Raw genomic sequence first — 18194 nt, forward strand, 5'->3', positions numbered from 1 at the left:
GCCGAGCCCGCAGCCCATGTCGCGGCACAACGGCTCAGAACCCGCCACCGCCGTCGAACCCTCCCCCGCCGCCGCCGTCCCCGAAGCCCCCGCCGCCGAAGCCGGAGGAGTCGAAGTCCGAGCCGGAGAAGTCGCCGCCGCTCCAGTCGCCACCGCCGCCTCCGCCGAAGTCACCGCCTCCGTACTCCCCCGCGTACGCCGGGGTGGCGAGCATGGAGCCGAGCATCGTACCGACCAGCAGGCCGGGGAGCAGGCCGCCGCCGAAGTAGCCGCCCGCCCAGGGGCCGTAGGCCGGGCCCGCTTCCCAGTACGGGCGGCGGCGGCCGTCGCCGACGTCGACCGTGCGGCTCATCGGGTCCTCGCCCTCGCGCAGCCGGACCTCGTCCGCGCCGCAGACGGGGACCTCGCGGGCCGCGCCGCCGGACGGGGTCCACAGCACGTCGGCGACCGAGGGGCCGTGGCGCGGGTCGAAGAAGCACGGCGGGCGGCGGGCCGGGACCGGTTTGCCCGTGCGGCGGGCCTCCAGTACGGCGAGGGAGTAGCGGCCGTCCTCCAGGGACTGGGTGACCGGGCGCACGTCCGAGGGGCGCTGCGCGTGCTCCATCTTCGTCTTGGCGCTCTCGTAGGAGTCGAGGGCTCTTTCGTAGTCGGCCCGCATCGCGTCGTCCGCGCCCTTCTCCGCCGGATGGAAGTCGAGCCGTTCCAGGGTTTCGCCGTACGCGGTGATGTCCTCGTCCACGACGACCCGGAGCTTGTCGAGCGCGGCCCGTTCCTCTTCCTCCTTGCGGCGCCGGTTGCGGCGGACGACCGCGTACGCGCCCGCACCGCCCACCACGACGATCGCGCCGAGAGCGATGAGGCCGGTCGACGGGGATCCGCCGCTGTCCGCGCTGCCGCCGGACCAGGAGGCGGGGGCGCGGCCCCGGGCCTGTTCGACGGCACGGTCGACGAAGGCGTTCAGCTGGGCGGCGGTGCCGGTGTCCGCGGCCGGTGTCTTCACGGCGTCGGTGAGATTCACGACCGCGCGGGCCGGCATGACCTGCGGGTCCGCGCCCGCGTTGAAGCCGTTGCCGAGACGTATGGCGTAGACGCCGGTGATGCCGGTGTCCGCGCGCAGGGTCTTGAGCAGATCCTTCGCGGGGAAGGCGGAGGTGGCGGGGAGGACGGCCACGAGCACCGGCTTGTCGGCGTCCGTGATCTTCTTCTCCAGGGCCTTTTCCTGGGCGGCGGACAGCTGGTCGCGGGCGCCGGGGTCCACATAGACCGGATCTTTCCGCAGGGCCTGTGCGGCGTCGTTGATGGTCGCGGCGGGGGCGGCGGCAGCTGACACCGGGGCGAGAGCCAGGGCTGCGAAGATGAGCAGCAGGCCCGCCAGAAGCGTGGGGAAAAGCCGTTTCCTCATACTTCACGCTACTCCAGGCGGGCGACATCCGCCCTCGCCCGCCCGTTCTCCATGATGTCGGTCTTCCCGGCGCCGGGCCAGGAGACGGCCGGATTGTCGACGTCGCTGCCCAGCATCCAGAACGCGGGCCAGAAGCCGTCGCCGACGGGCAGCTTCATGCGGGCGCTGACCCTGCCGTAGGTGAAGTCGAACTTGGTGTTGGTGTCGACGCGGCCGGAGGTGAAGTCGAACGTGCCCTTCGGCGTGGTGGTGCAGCCCTTGCAGTACGCCGACTCCAGGACCAGGGCCCCGTTCTCGGTGCGGATGGTGGCGGGCGAGTCGACGTACGCCTGCGACTCGCCGTTGACCGGGCCCATCTCCGTACCGGTGCGCACCACACGCCACTTGGAGCGGTCCAGGCCCGAGCCGGTGAAGTCGTCGAAGAAGGTGGTGTTGTAGGCGCCTCCCGGATTCTTGGGCAGCGGGGGGTACGCGGCGTACGCGCTGCCTCCGGTGCCCCACACCTGGAACTCGTAGAGGGATTGACTTCCGCTCCCCGCCCTAAAGGACGGGGATTCCTGCCACGGTCGACTGACCGTCTCGGCGGGTTCCTGCTTCTCCGCGCTGTGCCGGGATACGAAGTCCTGGTCCTACCTGCGCTCGACAGGCTGTCACCGCCAGTCCGGCGGCCAGTGCGACGTTGACCGTCGCGTTGATGTCCCGGTCCAGGACCGCCCCGCACGCCTGGCACTGCCAGACGCGGACATGCAGGGGCTTTGGACCGTCCTTGACGCCACAGCCGGAACAGACCTGGCTCGTGGGCTCGAAACGACCGATCCGGACGAACACACGCCCATAAAGTGCCGCTTTGTACTCCAGCATCGCGACGAACGCCGACCATCCCGCGTCGTGCACGGACTTGGCCAGACGCGTACGGGCGAGCCCTTTCACCGCCAGGTCCTCCACAGCCACCGCTTGGTTCTCGCGAATGATCTGTGTGGAGAGCTGGTGGTGGAACTCGCGCCGCGCATCAGCCACCTGTGCGTGTGCACGGGCGACCTTGATCCGGGCCTTCTCCCGGTTCTTCGACCCCTTCGCCTTACGGGACAGACCGCGCTGCTCCCGTTTCAGTTTCTTCTCCGCACGCCTCAGGAACCGGGGGCTGCTGATCCTGGTCCCGTCGGAGAGGACCGCGAAATGCCCCAGACCGAGGTCGACGCCGACGACCGGTTCCACCTCGGGCAGCGTTTCGGGCCCGGTCTCCACGACGAAGGACGCGAAGTACCGACCGGCCGCGTCCTTGATCACGGTCACCGTCGAGGGGACCGACGGCAGAGCACGGGACCACTTCACCCGCACCGCACCGATCTTCGGCAGCATCAGGTCCCCGCCGGGAGTGTTCTTCCACCGCGCGTTCCGGGTGAAGCGGACCGACTGCCGACTGTCCTTGCGGGATTTGAACCGCGGCTCAGCGATCTTCGGTCCTCTGCGGGTGCCCTTCAGTGACGCGAAGAAGTTCGTGTACGCCGTGTCCAGGTCCCGCAGGGACTGTTGCAGCACCACGGCAGAGTCCTCACCGAGCCAGGCACGGGCCCCGGTCTTCTTCGCCTCGGTGATGACCTGCTTGGACAGGTCGCCGGCCTTCGGGTGCGGCAAGCCCTGATCGCGGGCATCCTTGCGGGCGCGCAACGCGTCGTTGAACACGACTCGGGCGCACCCGAACGCCCGGGCCAGCGCGGCACGCTGAGGACCGTTCGGGTACACGCGGAAGGTGTACCGAAGCTGCATACCAATCAAACTACTACGCTTGGTTTATGGGTGAGTATCAGAACATTCGTACTGGTCGTCACTGCGCCTTCGTCCTCCACACACACTTGGTCTTCGTGACGAAGTACCGGCACAAGGTCTTCGAGGAAATGCACCCGAGACGCATGGAGGAGATCATGCGAGCCGTCTGTGAGGACTTCGAGTGCGAGCTGGTGGAGTTCAACGGCGAGAACAACCGCGTGCATCCGCTGGTGAACTTCCCACCGAAGGTGGCCCTGTCCAAGCTGGTCAACTCACTCAAGGGCATCAGCTCACGCAGGCTCCACCAGGAGTACCCAGAACTGGTCCGGCACTACTGGCGGGCCCAGCGCCTGTGGTCCGGCTCCTACTTCGCCGGATCGGTGGGCGGGGCTCCTCTGCCCATCGTCCGTCAGTACATCGAGCAGCAGAACCATTCGCTCCAGCCTGCCGGTCAGAGCAGCGTTCAGAATCGCTTCACCACCGGACTGAAGCCCGATGCACTGCGATTAGGCCCGGTAGCCCCAGGCGGTGGCGCGCGCGATGCCGCGCATGCGGACGTAGCGGCCGGTGACTTCCTGCGGGTGGGTGTGGGCGGTGACGGTGCCGCCGGTGCCTTCCGTCTCGGTGAAGAACGTGGTCCAGTCGGTGCCGTTCTTCGACACTTCGAGGACGTACTCACGGCCGTAGGCGGCTTCCCACTCCAGTGTGACCCGGTTGATCCGGATGGTGGCGCCGAGGTCGACGCGTATCCAGGCGTCGTCGGCGGCGTTGCTGGACCATCGGGTGGTGCCGTTGCCGTCGGTGGCTCTGCCGGGGGTGGTGTCGGGGTTCTCGCTGCCGGAGGCGGTGACGGCTCCCGGGTCGGCGGTGTAGGCGGACGCGGCGCGGTCGGTGTCCCAGGCGGCGACCGCCGCCCGGGGTACGGGGCCGGGCGCCGGGGCGGCGAACGCGTGGGGCGCGGAGAGGGCGATCAGGGCTGCGGTGGCGGCGATCAACGTCGCACGAGAGGGCATGCGAGGATGCTCCAAGTCGGCTAATCGGTGCGGGCGTTCCTGGTGAGCTGGATCGTGTCGCGGTACCACTTCGCGCTGTCCTTGAGAGTCCGCTGCTGCGTGTCGTAGTCGACCCGGACGATGCCGAACCGCTTGTCGTAGCCGTAGGCCCACTCGAAGTTGTCCATCAGCGACCAGGCGAAGTAGCCCCGGACGTCCGCGCCCCGGACGCGGGCCTCGGCGACGGCGTCGATGTGGTCGGCGAGGTAGGCGGTGCGGTCGGTGTCCGGTACGGAGCCGTCGGCGGCGACGGTGTCGTCGAAGGCGGCGCCGTTCTCGGTGATGACGGTCGGCAGCGCGTAGTCGCGCTCCAGTCGCAGCAGCAGATCGGTGAGTTCGCCCGGGGTGATCTCCCAGTCCATGGCCGTACGCGGAAGGTCGCGTTCGACCGCGCGGGTGACGGGCAGTCCGTCGGCGTCGGTGGGCGAGCCGTCCTCGGTGAGGCCGGAGAACAGCGCGCCGCGGTAGAAGTTGACGCCGAGGACGTCGAGGGGGGTGGCGATGGCGGCCAGGTCGCCTTCCTGGACGGGGAGTTCGATGCCTTGGGCGGCCAGGTCCTCGACCATGTCCCGCGGGTAGGCGCCGTGGACGATCGGGTCGAGGTAGAGGCGGGTGCCGAGCCCGTCTGCGCGGCGGCACGCCTCGCGGTCGGCCTCACTGTCCGTCTCCGGGGTGGCGGTGCCGAGGTTGAGGGTGATGCCCAGCTCCAGCGGGTTCGTGCCCGCCGCCTCCCGGACGCGCCCGGCCGCCAGACCGTGGCCGAGCAGCAGGTGGTGGACGGCGTGGAGCCCTTCGCCGAGGTTCCGGCGGCCGGGAGCGTGCACCCCGTAGGCGTAACCGAGCATGGCCGAGCACCAGGGCTCGTTCAGCGTCGTCCAGTGCGCGACCCGGTCGCCCAGTGCCTCGTACGCGAGCATCGCGTAGTCGGCGAAGCGCAGGGCGGTGTCGCGGGCCGGCCAGCCGCCCGCGTCCTCCAGCTCCTGCGGCAGGTCCCAGTGGTAGAGGGTGACCCAGGGGGTGATCCCCCGGCCCTGGAGTTCGTCGACGAGCCGCCTGTAGAAGTCGAGCCCCTTCTCGTTGGCGGGGCCCCGGCCGCCCGGCTGGATGCGCGGCCAGGCGAGCGAGAAGCGGTACGTGTCGACGCCGAGGCCCGCGATCAGCTCCACGTCCTGGGGCATCCGGTGGTAGTGGTCGCAGGCCACGTCCCCCCTCTCGCCGCCCTCGACGGCGCCGGGAACGTCGCAGAAGGTGTCCCAGATGGACGGGGTGCGGCCGTCCGTCGCCGCCGCGCCCTCGATCTGGTACGCGGACGTGGCGACGCCCCAGCGGAAGTCGGCCGGGAGTCCGGGGACGGCGGCGGGCCGCAGGAGGCGACGGCTCTGCGAGGTGGTGACGGGGTTCATCGGTCTCCGTAGGTAAGGGGCGTCGGACGGCCGGGGGCGCGGACGGTCGGGAAGGCGCGGACGGTTCCTGGTGGGCGGCCTGGTGGGGTCCAGCGGGACCTGAGGACGTCAGACGGGCGGAGTGCGCGCGGACCGTTCCTGGTGCGGAGCTCGCGGGTCCCGCGCGTGCAGCCAGCAGGCGACCGCGCGGCCCGGTTCGTCGGCGGGCGGGGTCAGCACCGGGACCCGCTCGTCGCACGGCTCGAACGCCTTGCCGCAGCGGGGGTGGAAGGCGCAGCCCGTGGGCATCGCGGACAGGTGCGGGGGTGAGCCGGGGATGCCGGTCAGCTCGCGGCGGGGGCCGTGCAGCGCGGGGAACGAGTGGAGCAGCCCGTCGCTGTAGGGGTGGCGGGGGTCGCGGTAGATCTCGGCCGCGCCCGCCTCCTCCACGATCCGGCCCCCGTACATGATCGCGATCCGGTCCGAGAACTCGATCAGGAGCGAGATGTCATGGGTGATGAACACGACCGAGAAGTTGAGCTGCTCCCGCAGCTGGACCAGCCGGCGCAGGATCTGCCGCTGCATGACGACGTCGAGTGCGGTGGTCGGCTCGTCCATGATGACGATCTCGGGTTCCAGCGCCAGCGCCATCGCGATCATCACGCGCTGGCGCATGCCGCCGGACAGCTGGTGCGGATAGGCGGCGAGCCGGTCCGCGGAGATCCCGACGAGCGTCAGCAACTCCTCGGCGCGAGCGGTCCTTTGGGCCGCGCGCAGTTCGGGGCGGTGCGCCTTGAGTACGTCGGTGAGCTGGCTGTGGACGGTGTGGACCGGGTTGAGCGAGTTCATCGCGCCCTGGAACACGATGGACAGCTCCTGCCAGCGGAAGGCGCGCAGCTTCTCCGGGGGCAGGGAGAGGATGTCGACGCTGTCCCCGCCCGGCCGGTGGTAGTGGACGTCACCGCCGGTGATCACTCCGGGCGGGGAGAGCAGCCGGGTGACGGCGTAGGCGAGGGTGGACTTGCCGGAGCCCGACTCGCCCGCCAGGCCCAGGACTTCGCCCCGGTGCAGGGTGAGGTCGATGTCGCGCAGGGCGTGGACGGCGTCGTCGCCGGTGCCGTAGTCGACGTTGAGTCCGCTGATGGTGAGGACCGGCTCGGCCGTCATGTGCTCTGCTCCTTGCTGGGCTGGTCGGCAGTCCGGGCGACCGGGGTGAAGCCGACCCGCATCCTGACCTTGCGGGAGGCGCCGGTCGCGGTGCGCAGGCGGGGGTTGACGAACTCGTCGATGCCGAAGTTGATGAGGGCGAGGGCGCAGCCGAGCAGGGCGATGCACAGACCGGCGGGGACGAACCACCACCAGGCGCCCTGGGCGAGAGCCTGGTTGGACTGGGCCCAGAACAGGACCGTGCCCCAGTTCCAGTGCGAGATGTCGGCGACGCCGATGAAGGCGAGGGTGATCTCGGTGAGGATGGCGAAGATGACCGTGCCGACGAAGCCGGAGGCGATGACGGCGGTGAGGTTCGGCATGATCTCGAACAGGATGATCCGCCAGGTCGACTCGCCGGTGGCGCGGGCCGCCTCCACATAGTCGCGGCGGCGCAGCGACAGGGTCTGGGCGCGCAGGATGCGGGAGCCCCAGGCCCAGGAGGTGAAGGCGATCGCGGTGGCGATGAGCAGGTCGCCGGTGTCCGGGACGAAGCTCGCGATGATGATGATCAGCGGGAGTCCGGGGATGACCAGGAAGATGTTGGAGAGCGCGGACAGGATCTCGTCGGCGGCTCCGCCGAGGAATCCGGCGCTGACCCCGATCAGTACGGAGAGCACGGTCGCGAAGAATCCGGCGACGAAGCCGACGACCAGGACGCCCCGGGTGCCTACGAGGATCTGCGAGAGGACGTCCTGCCCGGTCTGCGTGGTGCCGAACCAGTGGTCGCCGGAGGGCGGTTGGAGGAGCTGGTCGCTCATCGCGTCGGGGTCGTACGGGGCGAGCCAGGGCCCGGCGATCGCGAGGAGCACGAAGAAGCCGAGGATGATCAGGCCGGTGCGGGTCTTCCCGCCGCGCAGGAACCTCAGCCGGGCCCGGCGGGTGGGCGGCGTGGGCGCCGGTACGTCGGCGGTGCCGGGAGCGTCGGTGTCGGTGGCGGTGACGGACATGGGCCCTACGCCTCCTTCCGGGTGCGGGGGTCGAGGGCGGCGTAGACGAGGTCGGCCAGCAGGTTCGCGGCGAGGACGGAGAGCGTGATGATCAGGAAGACGCCCTGCATCAGCGGGTAGTCCTTGGCGCCGACCGCCTGGAAGAGCTGGTAGCCGATGCCGGGGTAGGAGAAGACCATCTCGACCAGCAGCGTGCCGCCGACGATGAAGCCCAGGGAGAGGGCGAAGCCGGAGATGTTGGGCAGGACCGCGTTGCGGGCGGCGTAGCTGAACATCACGCGCCGCTCGGAGAGCCCCTTGGCCTGCGCCACCATGACGTAGTCCTCGGAGGAGACGGTCACCATCATGTTGCGCATGCCGAGGATCCAGCCCGCGATGGCGCTGAGCACGATCGTGATCCCGGGCAGTACGGCGTGGTAGAGCGCGCTGGAGATGAACGGCCAGTCGAAGGCCGGGACGAGCGAGCTGTCGTAGCCTCCGGCGGCCGGGAAGAGCGGCCACTTCACGGCGAACAGGGCGATGGCGATGAGCCCGAGCCAGAAGTAGGGGATGGCGGAGATGAAGGTGGTGACGGGCAGCAGCCCGTCCAGCCAGGAGCCGCGCCGCCAGCCGCTGTAGACGCCGATGCCGGTGCCGAGCAGGAAGCTGATCAGGGTGGTGACGCCGACCAGGGCGAGTGTCCAGGGCAGCGACTGGGAGATCACCTCGCCGACCGGGGTCGGGAAGAAGGTGAACGACAGTCCGAGGTCGCCGTCCAGCAGATGCGCCCAGTAGTCGGTGTACTGCTGCCAGAGCGACTGCTCCTTGTCGAGGCCGAACAGGGCCTTGAGGGAGGCGATGGCGGTGGTGTCGAGCTGCCCCTGGTAGCGGCTCATCAGCGCTTCGACGGGGTCGCCCGGCATCAGCCGCGGGATCAGGAAGTTGATGGTGATGGCGGCCCACGCGGTGATGGCGTAGAAGACAAGCCGCTGAGCTACGTACTTCACCGGCCGGCCTCCGCTCGCGTGGCGCCGTCGTAGAGCCAGCAGGCGGCCCACTGGCCGTCCGCCAGGTCGAAGCGCGGCGGCAGTTCGGTGCGGCAGCGCTCCATGGCCTTCGGGCAGCGGGGGTGGAAACGGCAGCCGGCCGGCGGGGCGATCAGCGACGGGGGCTCGCCGGTCCCGGTCTCCTCCTGTTCCTCCTCGGCGACCACCCGGTCCGGGTCGGGCGCGGAGGCGATGAGGAGCTGGGTGTAGGGGTGGGCGGGGCGCTGGGTGAGCGTCTCGCTGTCGCCGCCCTCCACGATCCGGCCCGCGTACATCACCAGGGTGGTGTCCGCGAAGTAGCGGGCGGAGGCGATGTCGTGGGTGATGTAGAGGATCGCGAGGTGCAGGCGTTCCTTGAGGTCGCGCAGCAGGTTGAGGACACCGAGCCGGATCGACACATCGAGCATCGAGACCGGTTCGTCGGCGAGGAGTACCTGCGGGTCGGCGCCGAGCGCGCGGGCGATGGCGACGCGCTGGCGCTGGCCGCCGGAGAGCTCGTGCGGGAACTTGTCCAGGTACTGGTGCGGTGGTGTCAGCTGGACGCGGTTCAGCAGATCGGTGAGGTTGTTCTCCAGCTCCGTGTCCCCGTTGCCCGCCCGGCCGTGGATCCGCAGCGCCCGGGTGAGGTGGTAGCGCACGGTGTGCACGGGGTTCAGCGAGGCGAACGGGTCCTGGAAGATCAGCTGGACCCGCCGTACGTAACTTCGGAAGGACCGGCCACGTCCCGCCTTCACCGCGGTGCCCGCCAGCCGTATCTCGCCCGAGGTGAGCGGATACAGCTGGGCGAGCAGCCGGGCGACGGTGGACTTGCCCGAGCCGGACTCCCCCACCAGGGCCGTGACGGTGCCGCGCCGGAGTTCGAGCGAGACGTCGTCGACGGCGTGGACGGTACGGCGGCGGCGCGCGGCGAGGTCGCGGGCGGTGCGCCGGACGGGAAAGTGCTTGGTGACTCCGCGTGCTTCGAGCACCACGTCGGTGGTGGTCCGCACGTTCTCGGACTGTTCGGTGGTCATGGCCGGTTCTTCCCCGTGCTTACTTGGTGGGCTTGAGCTTCAGCACGATCTCCAGCGCGGTGGGCTGGGTGTGCTGCGGCGGGGCGTAGGGGTCGGCCTCGGTGGGCCAGCCGGTCCAGTTCTTCGTGGAGTACTCGGCGCCGATGGGAGCGGCGGCCGTCGGGATGACGGGAGCCTGCTCCACGAAGATCTTCTGGAGGGTGTTCATGGCCTTGGTGCGGGTGGCGTCGTCGGTGGCGTTCGCGTACTCCTTGAGCGCCGCGGTGGCCTCCGGGCTCTTGAAGCGGCCGAAGTTGCCGAGCTGGGAGCTCTTGCCGACGGGCTGGAGGATCGAGCCGTCCATGATGTTCTGGTACATGTCGTAGGGCGTGGCGCCGCTGTTGGTCCAGTGCAGGGTGGCGTCGAAGTTGCCGTTGGCGACGTCCGCGCCCCATGCCTCGGCGGTCTGCGTCTTGACCTTGGCCTCGATGCCGAGCTGCTTGATGTTGTCCTTGATGATCGAGAGCCCGGTGATGTAGTCGTTCCAGCCGGCCGGGTCGGTGAAGGTCAGCTTCACGGGCTTGCCGCCCGGGTCCTTCAGTACGCCGCCGCCGAGCGTGAACCCGGCGTCGGTGAGCACCTTCTTGGCCCCGGCCACATCGGGCGCGGTGGTGGCTTCCGCGTACTCCGGCGCGAGGAAGGGTTCACCGGCGGGCAGCGGGAGGCCGGTCGGGTTGGTGATCTCCGGGTACAGCGTCGCCTGGGCCTGGACGTGGATCGCCCGGCGGTCGACGACCATGGCCATCGCCTTGCGCAGCGCCGGGTTGTCGAAGGGCTTGCGGGCGGTGTTGAACCACAGTCCGTGGATGCCGAGTCCGGAGGGGAACCAGAGCTTGTGGTTCTTGGGGTCCTTGGCGATGTACAGCTGCTTGTAGTTCGGCATGAAGACGAACGACCACTCGACCTTGCCGCTCGCCAGTGCCGTGGTCGCCGCGCTGTTGTCGTTGTACGCGGTGTACCGCAGCTCCTTGACCTTCGTCGCGCCCTTCCAGTACGTCGGCGTCGCCGTCAGCGTCGTGGTCTGCGGGGTGAAGGTCTTCAGCTTGTACGGGCCCGAGCCGACCGGGGTGCGGTTGGGCCAGGTCTCCGGGTTGTCGACCTTCTCCCAGATGTGCTTGGGCACGATGTAGGTCTGGATGATCTTGTTCTGGTTGACGAACTGGGACTCCTTGAAGGTCAGGACGACCTTCCCGCCCTCCACGGCGATCCCGTCGAAGGGGATGCCGTTGCCGTTGAGCGCCGGGTGCTTCTTCAGCAGGCTGAAGGTGTACTCGACGTCCGCGGCGGTCAGCGGCTTGCCGTCGGCCCACTTAGCGCGCCCGTCGAGTGTGAAGGAGACCTTGGTGAAGTTGCCCTCCCACTTCCAGTCGGTGGCGAGCCAGGGGGCCGCCTTGTCCGTGGGGCGGATCTGGTTCGTCATCGCCAGCGGCTCGTAGATCATGTAGCGGTAGCCGAGGGTGGCGCTCGCCGAGGTGTTCAGGAACGGGTTGCTGTTGTTGGTCTGCGGCCCGTCCGGCTTGCCGAGGGTCAGCACGCCGGAGGCACCGGCTCCGCCCTTGTTGGCACCCGAGTTGGCGGACGAGCAACCGGCGGCGAGCGCGACCACGGCGGTGGCGACTGAGAGCGCTCTCAGCGTGTGGCGACGGCGTACGGACATAGCTACTCCAGGAGGGGCTGCGGGTGGTGCGGGTACGGGCGGGTGGAGGGGGAACAGGCGGTGCGGGTGTGACGGGTGGGGCAGGGAGCGCCGGTGGTGCGGGGGTGGCGGGCAGGGCGGGCGGTGCGGGGAGCCCCGATGGTGCGGGTGGGGCAGGCAGGGCGGGCGGTGCGGGGTCGGGGATGCGGACGGGTGCCCGGCGGGGCGGTCCCGTTACGGCGCCGAGTGGCGCACGACCAGTTCGGTGGGCAGCACGGCCGGTTCGTCCGGTACGGGTGTGCCGCCGAGGTGGGACAGCAGCATCCGCGCCGCCGTCTCCCCCATCCGCCGGGTGGGCTGACGCACGGTGGTCAGAGGCGGCGCGGTGTGCTCGGCCATCGGGATGTCGTCGAAGCCGACCACCGCGATGTCGTCCGGTACCCGGCGCCCGGCGGCGCGCAGGGCCCGCAGCACGCCCGCCGCGCTGATGTCGTTGTGCGCGAAGACCGAGTCGAACTCCGCCCCGGCGGCGAGGAGTTCCTCCACCGCGAGGCGGCCGCACCCCTCGGTGAAGTCTCCGTGCACGACCAGTTCGGTGGGCAGGACCGAGCGGAAACCGCTGAGCCGGTCGCGTACGCAGCCGAAGTTCTGCGGGCCCGTGACGACCAGCGGTCTGGTGCGCCCCCCGGCCAGCAGATGGCGGGCCGCCGACGCGCCTCCCTCGTGGTTGGTGGTCACGACGGAGGGGAATTCCGGGTGGTGGCCCCGGTCGTCGATGAGGACGATCGGCAGGCCGTTGCGGTGCAGCTCGGTCAGATGGTCGAGCGTGTTCTCCGGCTCCACGACGACGAGTCCGTCGAAGGCGCGCGCCGACACCTGGCTGGTGAAGCGCTGGACGGATTCGGCGCCGCGGTTGCAGGTGAAGAGCAGCAGCCCGTAGTCGGCGGCCTCGACGGTGTCGACCACGCCCTGGAGCAGTTCGCCCATCCACGGCCAGGTCAGCGACGGCACCAGCATCCCGACCGTACGGCTGCTGCCGCGGGCCAGTCCGACGGCGCCCGAGCTCGGCACATAGCCGAGTCGGGCGATCACTTCACGAACGCGGGCGGCCGTGGAGCCGTCCACTTCGCCCTTGAGATTGATGACCCGCGACACGGTCGTCTTGCTGACGCCTGCCGCACGGGCGACATCGGCGATGGTGACACGCAACGGGGCCTCCAGGGACAAGGCAGAACAGGTCAGGGCGGCAGACGGGGCAGGCAGGGGCGGGCAACGGCAGCCGGCTTCGGTACCGGTTCCGCAACCGGTACCGGAACCGGTACCGGCGTTGCGGCTGGAGTTAACCGCGCCGGAACAGAAGCGTCAATACTTCACACCGACATTGGTCCGTACCCATCTCCTGACCGGCCGGGGCGAGTTATTCGTTCAAGTACTGAACGTGCACCCTCTTGACGGCGGCCCACAACAGCAGTTCACTCACGCCTCGATCGACGGCATCACCCCCACACACCCTGCCGAGAGAGGCAGCAGCCCATGATCCGATCCAGCAGAGCGGCACGTGTCCTCGTCGCCACCGCGCTCGCCGCGGCGGGCCTCACCGGTCTCACCTCCGGTACGGCCCGGGCGACGGGCGAGAGCGTGAACATCACGCTGACCACCACCGACGACTCCGGCGGCCGCCATGTCACCCGGGGCCTGCAGGCCCAGGCCCCGATCGCCTTCGTCGCCGGGAACGGCGGCTCGGGCACCACCATCACGGTGGACGAGAACACCCGGTACCAGACGTTCACCGGCGGCGGCGCCTCGTTCACCGACACGGCGGCCTGGCTGATGAAGGGCAGCGGCGCACTGAGCCAGGCGACCCGCGACGCCACGATGAAGAAGCTGTTCTCCCCCACGGAGGGCATCGGGCTCTCGTTCGTACGCAATCCGATGGGCGGTTCCGACCTCGCCCGGTTCGGCTACACGTACGACGACATGCCGGCCGGGCAGACGGACCCGAACCTCACCAACTTCTCGATCGCACATGATCTCCAGGACGTCCTGCCGCTGACCAGGCAGGCCAAGCAGCTCAACCCGGCGCTCACCACGGTGGCCTCGCCGTGGACCGCTCCGGCCTGGATGAAGGACAACGGTCAGCTGAACGGCGGCTGGCTGAAGGCCGAGTACTACGGCACGTACGCCACGTACTTCGTGAAGTACCTCCAGGCGTGGCGCGACCAGGGCGTCCCGGTCGACTACGTCACCGCGCAGAACGAGCCGACCTGCTGCTCCGGCTATCCCTCGATGAGCTGGAACGGCTCCGGGCTCGCCTACTTCACCAAGAGCGAGCTGCTGCCCAAGCTCCAGTCCGCCGGCCTGCCCGCCAAGGTGCTGGCCCACGACTGGAACTGGGACACCTACGACGCCTACGCGGCCGCCACCGTGAACGACGCGGCGGTGCGCAGCCACCCCAACTTCGGCGGGATCGCCTGGCACGGCTACGGCGGCGACGTCGCCAAGCAGACGGCCGTGCACAACCAGTACCCGCAGCTCGACGCCTTCCAGACGGAGCACTCGGGCGGCACCTGGATCGCCGACCAGCAGCGCGAGGACATGCTCAACATCATCGACTACACCCGCAACTGGGCGAAGTCGGTGACCAAGTGGTCGCTGGCCGTTGACCAGAACAGGGGCCCGCACAACGGCGGCTGCGGCACCTGCGACGGGCTGATCACCGTGCACAACGGGGACGGCCGGCACGGTCAGGTCGACTACGGGATCGAGTACTACACGATGGGCCATCTGACGAAGTTCGTCCGGCCCGGTGCCGCGCGGATCTCCTCGACGGCCAGTTCCGCGGTGCCCAACGTGGCCTGGCGCAATCCGGACGGTTCCAAGGCGCTGATCGCGTACAACGGTTCGGGCTCCGCCCAGCCGGTCACGGTCAACTGGGGCGGGCAGAAGTTCACCTACACCCTCCCGGGCCGCACCTCGGCGACCTTCACCTGGCCGGGCACCCAGTCCGCTGCCTGAACCAGGCCCAGGACCGTCGGAGCAAAGGCGCCGCTGTACACCTGCAACGCATACGCCGACCCGATACGGAGGTCCCGGACCCCGCCCGGATCCGCGCCCGCGCCGGAGCCGCCCACCAGAAAAGGCGGCTCCGGCAGCGGCGGCTACTCGGTCGGCTCGATCCCGGCCCGCAGCAGTCCGAAGGTGTACGCGTCCTCCAGCGCCTGCCAGGACGCGGCGATGACGTTCTCCGCGACCCCGACCGTCGCCCAGTCACCGGTTCCGTCACCCGTGGTGATCAGCACGCGGGTGGTGGACTCGGTGCCGGTGCGGCCCTCCAGGATGCGGACCTTGTAGTCGACCAGCTCCAGCTTGGCGAGCTGCGGGTAGATCCGCTCCAGGGCGACGCGCAGGGCCCGGTCGAGCGCGTTGACCGGGCCGTTGCCCTCGGCGGTGGCGACGATCCGCTCGCCCTTGGCCCAGAGCTTCACGGTCGCCTCGTTGGCGTGCGTACCGTCGGGGCGGTTCTCCACGATGGCGCGCCAGGACTCGGTACGGAAGTAGCGGCGGGCCCGGCCCTCGACCTCGCCGCGCAGCAGCAGCTCGAAGGAGGCGTCGGCCGCCTCGTAGGTGTAGCCCTTGAGTTCGCGCTCCTTGACGCGCTGGACCACGCGGCCGACCAGTTCGCGGTCGCCCCCGAGGTCGATGCCGAGTTCCTTGCCCTTGAGCTCGATGGAGGCGCGGCCCGCCATGTCGGAGACCAGCATCCGCATCGTGTTGCCGACCAGCGCCGGATCGATGTGCTGGTAGAGGTCGGGGTCGACCTTGATCGCGGAGGCGTGCAGCCCGGCCTTGTGGGCGAAGGCGGAGACCCCGACGTAGGGCTGGTGGGTGGAGGGGGTGAGGTTGACGACCTCGGCGATGGCGTGCGAGATCCGCGTCATGTCGGCGAGCGCGCCCTCGGGCAGCACGGTCCTGCCGTACTTGAGTTCCAGCGCGCCGACGACGGGGAAGAGGTTGGCGTTGCCGACCCGCTCGCCGTAGCCGTTGGCGGTGCACTGGACGTGGGTGGCGCCCGCGTCCACGGCGGCCAGGGTGTTGGCGACGGCGCACCCGGTGTCGTCCTGGGCGTGGATGCCGAGCCGGGCGCCGGTGTCGGCGAGGACGGTGGCGACGACGGCCTGCACCTGGGCGGGGAGCATGCCCCCGTTGGTGTCGCAGAGGATCACGACATCGGCGCCGGACTCGTGGGCGGCCCGGACCACGGCCTTGGCGTAGTCGGGGTTGGCGCGGTAGCCGTCGAAGAAGTGCTCGCAGTCGACGAAGACCCGGCGGCCCTGCTCCCGGAGGTGGGAGACGGTGTCGCGGACCATCTCCAGGTTCTCCTCCAGGGTGGTGCGCAGGGCCAGCTCCACATGGCGGTCGTGGGACTTGGCGACCAGGGTGATCACCGGCGCCCCCGACTCCAGCAGCGCCTTGACCTGCGGGTCCTCGGAAGCCTTGCCACCCGCCCTGCGGGTCGCGCCGAACGCGACGAGCTGGGCGTTCTGGAACTCGATCTCCTGTTGGGCACGGGAGAAGAACTCCGTGTCGCGGGGGTTGGCGCCCGGCCAGCCGCCCTCGATGAATCCCACGCCGAAGTCGTCCAGGTGCCGGGCAATGGTCAGCTTGTCCGCGACCGTCAGGTTGATGCCTTCACGCTGTGCACCGTCGCGCAGTGTGGTGTCGAAGACATGGAAGCTGTCGTCGGTGGCCTTGGCCTTGGTGGTCATGCTGATCTGACTCCTGTCGGATGAGTGGATCCGGACGATCTGGCTCCACTTGCCCCCATCATCCCGCGTGCCTCGCCCCGGCCGAGGTGAGGGCCGGAAAACGAAAAAACCCCTCGCGGGTGCGAGAGGTCTGCGCGCGGGTCTGGGGCACGATGTCCGTGCCGTACATGGTGGTACGGGACGGTCACTGCGGACCGGCGCGCCTGTTGCCAATAATCATGACGAACGAGGACACGGGAGCAGTCTGGCACACCACGCTCCCGGATCCCGGCCCGTCTCAGGATGCGGTCGCCGCTCTCGGGACATCGTTCAGGGGCGGGCGGGCGCCAGTGCCTCGTCGGTGTACTCCGCCACCTGATCCAGGACCTGGTCCCTGCCCGTACCGGGGATGCCCACCGTCACATGGACGCTGAACCCGTCGAGGAGCGCCCGCAGCCGGGTCGCGAACCGTTCCGCGTCCACCGCCCGGAACTCCCCGCGCGAGACGCCTTCGGCGACCAGTGCCACCAGATCCCGGTGCCAGGCGCCCTCGATGGCGGCCTGCCGGACGCGGGCGTCGTCGTCCGCGTCCCGCGAGCGGTTCCAGACCTCCAGCCAGAGGGTCCAGTGCGGGTCGCGGTGCCCTTCGGGGACGTACAGGGCGATGTACGCGTCCAGCCGCTCGCGGACCGTGCCGGGCAGGCCGAGCAGCGCGCGACGCTCCGCACCGAGACGGTCCTCGCTCCACTCCAGGGTCCGGAGCAGCAGCTCGTCCTTGGTGCGGAAGTAGTAGAGCAGGTGCCCGCTGCTCATGTGGACCTCCCGCCCGAGCCCGGCCATGGTGAGCCCGTCGAGCCCCCGCTCGGCGATCGTGGCCATGGCGGCGGCCAGCACGTCCTCGCGCGGCGGGGCGGTGTTGCGACGACGGGGGGAGGCGGGCATGGGCTTCAGACCTTCGGTTGCTGCTGGGTGATGCAGTGGATGCCTCCACCGCCCGCGAAGATCGTACGGGCGTCGACCAGGGTCACCGTGCGGTCCGGGAAGACCCGGCCGAAGAGGGCCGCCGCCTCCTGGTCGCGCGGGTCGTCGAAGCCGCAGAGGATCACGCCGTCGTTGCAGAGGTAGTGGTTGATGTAGGAGTAGTCGACCCACTCGCCGTCCACCCGCAGCACCGTGGGGGCCGGGACCTCGACCACGTCCAGGGGGCGGCCCCGGGCGTCGGTGGCGGCGCGCAGGATGCGCAGCGTCTCGCGGGTGATCTCGTGGTCGGGGTGGGCCGGGTCCGGCTGGACATGGGCGAGCACCGTGCCGGGGCGGGCGAAGGCGGCGACGACGTCGACGTGGCCCAGGGTGCCGAAGGTGCCGTAGTCACCGGTGAGGCCGCGGGGCAGCCAGATGGCCTTCTCGGTGCCGAGCCGGGCGTGGATCTCGGCCTCGACCTGTTCGCGGGTCCAGCCGGGGTTGCGCTCCTTGCCGAGCTGGACGGTCTCGGTGAGCAGGACGGTGCCCTCGCCGTCGACGTGGATCGCGCCGCCCTCGTTGACGAGCGGCGAGCTGTGCACGGGGACGGCGGCCAGCTCCGCGACGCCGCGGGCGATGTGCGCGTCGTGCTCCCAGCGCGCCCAGTCCTGGGCGCCCCAGCCGTTGAACGTCCAGTCGACGGCGGCCAGTTCGCGCCCGTCGGTGACGAAGGTGGGGCCGATGTCGCGCATCCAGGCGTCGTCCAGGGGGCGGACGACCAGCTCGATGTCCGGGCCGAGGAGGGCGGCGGCGCCGTCCTCCTGGCCGGGGCCGACGACCATGGTGACGGGTTCGAAGAGGCGCACCGCGCGGGCGACGTCGGCCCAGGCGCGGCGGGCCCCGTCGAGTTCGGCGTCGCTGTCGAAGGTGGGGTTGGGGCCGGGCCAGGCCATCCAGGTGCGCTCGTGCGGGGCCCACTCGGGGGGCATGCGGAAGGTCGGGGAGGTCGTCATGACG

12 protein-coding genes and 4 pseudogenes are annotated in these 18194 nt (G+C 70.1%); 2 read left to right on the top strand and 14 right to left on the bottom strand.

Annotated elements, in window-relative coordinates; translation table 11 throughout:
* Positions 1-34: 34 nt before the first annotated feature.
* The 3 genes and pseudogenes from OG413_RS01705 to OG413_RS01715 all read right to left on the bottom strand — a co-directional run bounded on the left by OG413_RS01705 (position 35) and on the right by OG413_RS01715 (position 3169).
* On the bottom strand, positions 35-1402 hold the full coding sequence (locus OG413_RS01705; RefSeq protein ID WP_266802503.1) for a hypothetical protein: 1368 nt from the start codon (positions 1400-1402) through the stop codon (positions 35-37).
* Positions 1403-1446: 44 nt separating this feature from the next.
* Positions 1447-1923 (bottom strand): annotated as a pseudogene (locus tag OG413_RS01710) (family 16 glycosylhydrolase); the annotation flags it as partial.
* Between the two features lie 19 nt (positions 1924-1942).
* Positions 1943-3169, bottom strand: a complete 1227-nt coding sequence (locus tag OG413_RS01715) for an RNA-guided endonuclease TnpB family protein (RefSeq protein WP_266802505.1) — start codon at positions 3167-3169, stop codon at positions 1943-1945.
* A gap of 26 nt (positions 3170-3195) precedes the next feature.
* Here OG413_RS01715 and tnpA point away from each other — a divergent pair.
* Positions 3196-3597, top strand: a pseudogene (tnpA, locus tag OG413_RS01720) (IS200/IS605 family transposase); the annotation flags it as partial.
* An 87-nt stretch (positions 3598-3684) separates the two neighbouring features.
* Here the strand turns inward: tnpA and OG413_RS01725 are convergent.
* The 8 genes and pseudogenes from OG413_RS01725 to OG413_RS01760 all read right to left on the bottom strand — a co-directional run.
* A pseudogene (locus OG413_RS01725) lies at positions 3685-4182 on the bottom strand (discoidin domain-containing protein); the annotation flags it as partial.
* A gap of 20 nt (positions 4183-4202) precedes the next feature.
* Positions 4203-5624: a GH1 family beta-glucosidase gene (locus OG413_RS01730; RefSeq protein ID WP_266802507.1), complete on the bottom strand. Its 1422-nt coding sequence runs from the start codon at positions 5622-5624 to the stop codon at positions 4203-4205.
* 108 nt (positions 5625-5732) lie between these two features.
* Complete coding sequence (locus tag OG413_RS01735; RefSeq protein WP_266802509.1) at positions 5733-6770, bottom strand: ABC transporter ATP-binding protein; 1038 nt, start codon at positions 6768-6770, stop codon at positions 5733-5735.
* The gene (locus OG413_RS01740) at positions 6767-7759 is read right to left on the bottom strand and encodes an ABC transporter permease (RefSeq protein ID WP_266802511.1); all 993 of its coding nucleotides are present in this window, start codon (positions 7757-7759) and stop codon (positions 6767-6769) included. Before OG413_RS01740 ends, OG413_RS01735 begins: the two co-directional genes overlap by 4 nt.
* A gap of 5 nt (positions 7760-7764) precedes the next feature.
* Entirely contained in the window at positions 7765-8745 is a 981-nt protein-coding gene (locus OG413_RS01745; protein ID WP_266802513.1) for an ABC transporter permease, read from the bottom strand.
* Positions 8742-9797: an ABC transporter ATP-binding protein gene (locus tag OG413_RS01750; RefSeq protein ID WP_266802515.1), complete on the bottom strand. Its 1056-nt coding sequence runs from the start codon at positions 9795-9797 to the stop codon at positions 8742-8744. The genes OG413_RS01745 and OG413_RS01750 overlap by 4 nt, the downstream gene beginning before the upstream one ends.
* A gap of 19 nt (positions 9798-9816) precedes the next feature.
* Positions 9817-11493, bottom strand: coding sequence for an ABC transporter substrate-binding protein (locus OG413_RS01755; RefSeq protein WP_266802517.1), 1677 nt, complete (start codon positions 11491-11493; stop codon positions 9817-9819).
* A gap of 213 nt (positions 11494-11706) precedes the next feature.
* Complete coding sequence (locus OG413_RS01760; RefSeq protein WP_266802519.1) at positions 11707-12681, bottom strand: LacI family DNA-binding transcriptional regulator; 975 nt, start codon at positions 12679-12681, stop codon at positions 11707-11709.
* 324 nt (positions 12682-13005) lie between these two features.
* Between OG413_RS01760 and OG413_RS01765 the strand changes: the two are divergent.
* Positions 13006-14478: pseudogene (locus tag OG413_RS01765) on the top strand (glycoside hydrolase family 30 beta sandwich domain-containing protein); the annotation flags it as partial.
* A gap of 152 nt (positions 14479-14630) precedes the next feature.
* On the opposite strand, the gene cimA reads toward OG413_RS01765, so the two are convergent.
* The 3 genes from cimA to OG413_RS01780 form a co-directional block, all read right to left on the bottom strand.
* Positions 14631-16238: a citramalate synthase gene (cimA, locus tag OG413_RS01770; protein ID WP_266802521.1), complete on the bottom strand. Its 1608-nt coding sequence runs from the start codon at positions 16236-16238 to the stop codon at positions 14631-14633.
* A gap of 309 nt (positions 16239-16547) precedes the next feature.
* Complete coding sequence (locus OG413_RS01775) at positions 16548-17159, bottom strand: TetR/AcrR family transcriptional regulator (protein ID WP_266802523.1); 612 nt, start codon at positions 17157-17159, stop codon at positions 16548-16550.
* Between the two features lie 5 nt (positions 17160-17164).
* Positions 17165-18190: an agmatine/peptidylarginine deiminase gene (locus OG413_RS01780; RefSeq protein WP_266802525.1), complete on the bottom strand. Its 1026-nt coding sequence runs from the start codon at positions 18188-18190 to the stop codon at positions 17165-17167.
* Positions 18191-18194: the final 4 nt, after the last annotated feature.

Source organism: Streptomyces sp. NBC_01433 (genome assembly GCF_026340105.1).
GTDB lineage: Bacteria > Actinomycetota > Actinomycetes > Streptomycetales > Streptomycetaceae > Streptomyces.